We start from the raw sequence: 6,700 nt of genomic DNA, 5'->3' as shown, positions 1-6,700 counted from the left end.
TATAGCACTCCATAAGAAGGTTGGAACCGGCAACACGGATCTTCAGGTTCTTCATGTCGTCCACAGTTTTTACTTCGCGGACACTGTTGGTCAGCTCACGGAAACCATTCTCTGCAATACCCAGGCAGTGCAGTCCGTACTCACCAAGGATCTCTTTTAATTTTTCACCAGCCTCGCCGTCAAATTTGGCATCTGCATCTTCCACAGAATCATAAATAAACGGCAGGGAAACTACGTTAAATCTTGGGTCAAATGCAGAATAGATCAGGTTGGAATGCATGGAAATCTGTACCGGGTCTCCATTCATCAGCGCCTGGATTCCCTCGGACTGGTTTCCGTTTGTCAGCTGGTCTGCTGCATAAACGTTTACTTTTACTTTTCCGCCTGTAGCTTTTTCCATCAGCTCACCAAACTTACGTCCACCGTCAGCCCAGGTAGAGGTCTCAGTTGTGGAGCATGCAAAATTCCAGGTGGTCTCTTCCCAGCCAAGATCACTGTAGTCTGCAATCTCGTTGAAGGAATGATCCTCATCTCCAGCGGCAGAAGCTGCGGATGAACCGCTGTCACCAGAAGCAGAATCACCGGAATAAGCGCCATTTTTGGCAAGGGCTCTTGGAAGAGCGGTTGAAGTTACCGGAATATAGGTAACCACAAGAAGAACTGCGATACAAGCTGCCAGCATTGGCATAACGGCTTTGGAAATTTCCTGAAGGGTAACTTCCATGCCTTTTTTGATCTTAATTCCGATTGCCACGAACAGGTTGACACCAACTGGCGGAGTTACCTGGCCAATTGCAAGGTTTACAGTTGCCATAACACCAAATGCAACCACGTCGTATCCAAGTGCTTTGCAGACCGGAAGCATAACCGGGATGAAAATGTACATGGCTGAGTTTGCATCGATGAAGCAGCCTGCGATCAGGAAAATAATGTTTACGATCAGAAGGAAGGTAAACTGGTTATGTGCAATGCTTCCAAGGAGCGCTGAAGCTGCGTCTGCAATACCAAACTTGGTACATACATAGGAAAACAGGGATGCACATGCTACGATCAGCATGATTCCGCCTGTTGTTTTTGCAGAATCCACACAAATGTCAAACAGGTCTTTTAATTTAACCTCACGGTAGATCACCATACCTACAAACAAACCGTATACAACAGATACAGCTGCTGCCTCAGTAGGGGTAAAGATACCGCCGTAAATACCGCCAAGGATGATGACCGGCATTAAAAATCCCCAGAAAGCATCTTTAAATGCATCCCAGCGCTCTTTTGCAATTGCCTTCTTCTGGGCTGGCTGAATGCCTCTTCTTCTGGCTTCTACCATAACCACGATCACAAGGGCAACGCCCATAAGGATTCCAGGTACGATTCCAGCCATGAACATATCTGCGATGGATACGCCTGTGATGGAAGCATATACAACGAATGCAATACTTGGCGGGATGACAATGGCAATGGAGCTTGATGTTGCCATCAGTGCCGTGGAAAACGGTGCGCTAAAGCCGCCTCGTTCTACCATTGCCGGTATCAGAACGGCTCCAAGGGCTGCTACGGTAGCCGGACCGGATCCGGAAATTGCACCGAAGAAGCAGGCTACAATAACGCACACGATGGCGATACCGCCTCTTCTGTGTCCCACACAGGTATCTACGAATTTAACAAGTCTTTTGGAAATCCCGGCTTTTGCCATGATATTTCCGGAAAGTACGAAAAACGGGATTGCCAGAAGGAGAAATTTACTGATTCCGGCATACATGTTGGTTGCAACAATGGTAAGGGAGGTTCCAGAGTACAGAATCGCACATACGGAGGACAGTCCCAGACAGATTGCAATGGGTACTCCCATGATCAGGAAAACAAAAAATGAAATAAAAAGAACTGCACTTATCATTTATTTATCCTCCTTTTTCAGATTGCCTGTACAATAGTCAAGACAGTATTCAATAAAATGTAAGATCATACATCCGGATCCGATTGGCACGAAGGACCAGAAAATCCACTCTGGCCAGTTCAGAACGAAGGTACGTTTTCCGTTTTCCAGCTGTGTGATTACTTTTTCCATACCGAACCAGAACAGGATGGCGGTAAAAATAATGCACAGGATGGTGGTAAGGATTACAGATGGTTTTTTCAGTTTCTCAGGGAGACGGTCTGTAACCAGTGACAGATTGACCAGCTCTCCTTGGCGGCACGCAAGTGCTGCAGCCATTAAAGTGATCAGTACAAAGACTGCGACCACAAGTTCCTCGGTAAAGGACCAGGAACGATGGATGACTTTACGGGAAAAAACATTTCCCACAGTCAGGACCAGTATCAGCAGGGTGGATACTACAAGAATCACATTTTCTACTGCTGCTACTGCATTCATGATTTTTTTGAAGACTTTCATGCTCTCTCCTCCTCTTGGGTTACTTGTCTGTTTTTCGTCTTTCGTATTTTAGCGTAAAAAAAATCCGTCCCCAAACTAGGGACGGACCATATTAGACCGCAACCACCCTGTTTCCCCTTTGAAACAAGTACGAAAAGACAACGTACCGACATACGCGATTCCGGTAACGGGGAACGGCCGTGGAAACCTACTTGATGCTGCTCTTCATTTCGTACCCTGAAACAGGTGTTACTTATAAAGCGTTCGGCTTCCCTTCTCGGGGATGATCTTCAAAACAGACCTGACGCTGCTTTCCACCAACACAGCTCTCTGTAGACAAGGTGCTTCTGCTTCTACTGCTTCCCTTCAAGGAATTTGATTCTTTTAAGTTTTAATTCTTTAACGAACTGAAGTTATTTTACTACCAAACTATTTTCATGTCAAGCATAATTATACATTTTTATTTTCCCGGAAGGACATCTGTTTTCTGCCAGCAAACACGCTTTAGCTACAACAACCGAATTCGGGCGAAATATACCACAAAGTGGGGCGTGCAGATTGCGGGAATGATTTTTCAAACACGCTCTAGCCCAGTACCTTCTTGGACTCCTCGTCTGCAAACTGCTGCCGCACCAGCTGGTAATAGTACCCTTTTTTCTCCAGCAGCTCTCTGTGTTTCCCCTGCTCTACGATTTTTCCATCCCGGACAACCAGAATCAGATCGGCATTTCGGATGGTAGACAAGCGGTGGGCAATCAGGAAGGAGGTTCGCCCTTTCAGGAGCTTGTCTGTGGCATGCTGGATCAACTGCTCGGTCCTGGTGTCGATGGAGGAGGTTGCTTCGTCCAGTACGAAGATGGCGGGATCTGCCAGTACGGCACGGGCAAAGGAAAGGAGCTGTTTTTCTCCGGTAGAGAGGCGGTCACCGCCTTCTCCTACGTCACTGTCATAACCTTTGTCCAGTTTCCCGGCTACCTCATCGGCATGGACAGCTTTCGCAGCAGCTTTCACTTCTTCGTCTGTAGCGTCCAGTCTTCCATAGCGGATGTTTTCCATCACAGTACCGGAAAACAGATGGGGATTCTGCAGCACATACCCGATGTTGCTGTGCAGCCACAGCTGGCTTCTCTCACGGTAATCTCTGCCATCAATAAGAATCCGTCCGCTGGTAGGCTCAAAAAAACGGCAGGCCAGATTCACCAGCGTACTTTTTCCTGCGCCAGTCTCTCCCACGATTGCTACATTGGTGCCTGCCGGAATCTTCAGGTTAAAATCGCTGAGCACTTCTTCTTTTCCATCAGGATACTGGAAGAAAACGTTTTCAAATTCGATGTCACCTTTGATCGGTTCCCAGTTTTCTTTGTGAGGATGGAAGAAATCCCCATATTTTTCCAGGACTTCCGGGGAATCCACCACCTGAGGCTTCTCCTCCAGAAGAGAAGTGACACGCTCAATATTTGCCTGGGCGGAAATGCACTCTGAAAGAATTCCGGCAAGTCTCTGAATTGGTTCAAAAATTCCAACTGCATATGCAGTAAATGCAGCAAGGGTTCCAATATCCATACTTCCATTCAGAACCATAATGCCGCCCCGCTCCAACACGATTGCAGTTGCAAGGGCGCCAAAAAATACAACCATTGGAACATACACAGCATTCAATCTGGCTGCCTTGATGGAGGCCCCACGCATCTCCTCTGTCACAGAAGAAAATTCGCGGAAGTTCTTCTCCTCCACCACCAGGGATTTCACCGTCTTTGCACCCATAATGCCTTCGTTGTAGCCACTTGTGATCTTGGAATTGATTTTTCGCACCTGGCGGTTCCAGGTCAGAATCTTGTTCTGGAAATACCAGGTAAGCACCGCAATGGCTGGAACGATCAGCATGATCACCAGCGCCAGCTTCCAGTTCAGAAACAGCATGGCTACAAAAACGCCTGCCACATAAAAGATAGCCCACAGCATATCGATCACGTCCCAGGCGATCAGCTCTGTGATCCTTGCCACATCATTCATCACCCTGGACAGGATATATCCAACTGGAGTTGCATTGTAGTAGGAAAAAGACAGCTTCTGAAGATGAACAAACAGGGCTCGTTTCATATCCCGGCCAGTTTCCACATCCAGCGTCATACAGCCTCTGGTAAAGCAGATAACCGACCACATCTGAAAAAGGATCACAGCAATGTAAACAGCAATAAACCCTCCCAGACCTGCCAGGGTATTCTTCCCAATAAAGGAATCAATGGCCTGGCGCTGAAACAGGGGCATAATAATATCTACCACGGAACAGAGAATGTTCATCACGATTACCATAAGCAGCACATTTTTACGGGGTGCCAAAAATGGAAACACCTTTTTCCAGATAGAAAGATCAATGGATTTCGTATATTCTTTTTCTTCTATTCGCATGCTGCACCTCCTTCCATAAGACGGATGTCACTGTTCATCTGAATCTCGTAAATGTCTTTATAGGGGCCTTCCTGACGAATCAGATCTTCGTGAGTGCCCATCTGCTGGATTTCCCCTTTGTCCATTACAATAATGCAATCTGCCTGCATAAGAGAGGTGATCCGATGGGAAATCATGATCACAGTTGCCTTCTCCATTTCTTTTTTCAGTTCTTTGCGGATCTTATTGTCTGTCTCTGTATCTACTGCGGAAAGGGAATCGTCAAATACCAGGATTGGCGCTTCTTTCATCAGCATTCTGGCAATGGCCACACGCTGCTTCTGTCCTCCGGACAATGTAACGCCACGCTCACCCACAATGGTATCGTAACCATCTGTAAAATGCTGGATTGCCTCATCCACACAGGCAATTCCTGCTGCATGGCGGATTTCCTCGTCCAACAGCTTCTCCTTTGTGATACCGATATTCTCACGGATGGTTCTGGAGAAAAGGAAAGGCTCCTGAAGGACCATGCCAATGTTCTGGCGCAGATACTGGCGGTCCATGTCACGGATGTCCACACCGCCGATGGTAATGCTGCCGCAGTTTTCCGGCAGATCGTATAAACGATTCAATAAATGGACCAGAGTTGATTTTCCGCTTCCGGTTGTGCCAAGAATTGCAAAGGTGCTTCCGGAGGGGATGGTGAAATTGATATTTTTCAGGACCGGATGATCTGGAGAATAACCGAAAGATACATTGTGAAAGCAGATGTCGCCATCCATGGCAGGCTTTCCTACTTTTGCATCTTTTTCTTCCTCCGCCTCCAGAATATAAGCCACACGTTCCATGGAAACCCCTGCCTTGCTCATATCCGAAATGATCCTGCCAAGGCTTCGCACCGGCCAGGTCAGAGACGCATTGTAGGAAATAAACGCCATAAACTCTCCCAAGGTGATCCGCCCATTTACTGCCAAAACCACGCCAGTCACCATAACCGTCAAAACCTGTAAATTGGTGATCAGATCTCCCGATGCCCAATAAACACTCATTAGTTTTCCAAGATGAACCCACAGATTAGAATAAGCATTATTCTTCTCATCAAACCGGTCGATCTCATATTTCTCTCTTCCAAATGCCCGCACCACACGGACTCCAGTCAGATTCTCCTGCACCGTACTGGAAAGAGCTCCCTCTGCCTCATCTGCATCCTGAAACCGTTTCCCGATCCTGGAATAAAAATAGCAGGAATAGCCAATGATCACCGGGAAAAAGGCTGCCGCAGCCAGAGTGATCTGCACATTCATAGAAAACATGATTCCCAGATACAGCACGATCAGGAAACAGATCCGAAACACCTCCGGAAGCTGTCTGCATACAAAGTTCCGGATCACTTCCACATCCGAAGTACACCTCTGGATGAGCTCCCCGGTCTGGTGCTTTACATGCCAGGAAAAGGGCAGATACTGGGTGTGATGATACAATGTATCCCGGATAGATTTCAAAAAATTTTCAGAGCCTTTTGCCAGGCACATTTTGCTTAAGTAGTTAAAAACTCCCGACAGAACTGCCGAAGCTGCCACCAGAAGGGCTGCCAGAAGCAAGGTCTGTCCCACGTTCAGCCCCTCTGGAATTCCATCCTGCACCAGAATGTGGTCTGCCGTATATTTCACAATCTGTGGGATCAACGCATTGCATGCCGTAAACAGCACCGAAAATAAAAGCGTCCCCACAAAGAACCGGATATTTCCTTTTAGAAAACGGAAAATGATCCGGAATTTCTCGGTTTTATTTTTTGTTTCCATACTCTTCTCCCTGTTTTATATCCAATTCTGCTTTTAAACGCAAAAAAGACACCCCTTAACCATTACCTGGCCAAGGGATGTCCCTTATCCGCAAAAATCAATACCGTCATACAAAATACGACAGATCAGTCTATAA

4 protein-coding genes and 1 pseudogene are annotated in these 6,700 nt (G+C 46.9%); 1 reads left to right on the top strand and 4 read right to left on the bottom strand.

All coding sequences use genetic code 11. From position 1 onward, the window contains the following. Together LIQ05_RS17705 and LIQ05_RS17700 are read right to left on the bottom strand one after the other, a co-directional pair. Nucleotides 1-1,894 (bottom strand): TRAP transporter large permease subunit (locus tag LIQ05_RS17705; protein WP_226822727.1); only part of this gene is annotated, 1,894 nt, incomplete at its 3' end. Beyond that, nucleotides 1,895-2,392 (bottom strand): TRAP transporter small permease, encoded by a 498-nt coding sequence (locus LIQ05_RS17700; protein ID WP_226822726.1) that lies wholly within the window; start codon nt 2,390-2,392, stop codon nt 1,895-1,897. A 416-nt stretch (nt 2,393-2,808) separates the two neighbouring features. On the opposite strand from LIQ05_RS17700, the pseudogene LIQ05_RS20780 reads away from it, so the two are divergent. After that, a pseudogene (locus LIQ05_RS20780) lies at nt 2,809-2,925 on the top strand (DUF6783 domain-containing protein); the annotation flags it as partial. A gap of 31 nt (nt 2,926-2,956) precedes the next feature. On the opposite strand, the gene LIQ05_RS17695 reads toward LIQ05_RS20780, so the two are convergent. Both LIQ05_RS17695 and LIQ05_RS17690 read right to left on the bottom strand, forming a co-directional pair. Then, on the bottom strand, nt 2,957-4,780 hold the full coding sequence (locus tag LIQ05_RS17695; protein ID WP_226822725.1) for an ABC transporter ATP-binding protein: 1,824 nt from the start codon (nt 4,778-4,780) through the stop codon (nt 2,957-2,959). After that, nucleotides 4,771-6,564 carry an ABC transporter ATP-binding protein gene (locus LIQ05_RS17690; protein WP_226822724.1) on the bottom strand — a complete coding sequence of 598 codons (1,794 nt, stop codon included), beginning with the start codon at nt 6,562-6,564 and terminating at the stop codon, nt 4,771-4,773. Before LIQ05_RS17690 ends, LIQ05_RS17695 begins: the two co-directional genes overlap by 10 nt. Nucleotides 6,565-6,700 lie beyond the last annotated feature (136 nt).

It is taken from the genome of Blautia glucerasea (genome assembly GCF_020537505.1).
Classification (GTDB): domain Bacteria; phylum Bacillota; class Clostridia; order Lachnospirales; family Lachnospiraceae; genus Blautia_A.
This window is presented reverse-complemented; position numbering and strand designations above follow the sequence as displayed.

Excerpts from the sequence above, each read along its gene's own strand:
- LIQ05_RS17700 (WP_226822726.1), bottom strand. The coding sequence starts at position 2,392 with ATGAAAGTCTTCAAAAAAATCATGAATGCAGTAGCAGCAGTAGAAAAT.
- LIQ05_RS17695 (WP_226822725.1), bottom strand. The coding sequence starts at position 4,780 with ATGCGAATAGAAGAAAAAGAATATACGAAATCCATTGATCTTTCTATC.
- LIQ05_RS17690 (WP_226822724.1), bottom strand. The coding sequence starts at position 6,564 with ATGGAAACAAAAAATAAAACCGAGAAATTCCGGATCATTTTCCGTTTT.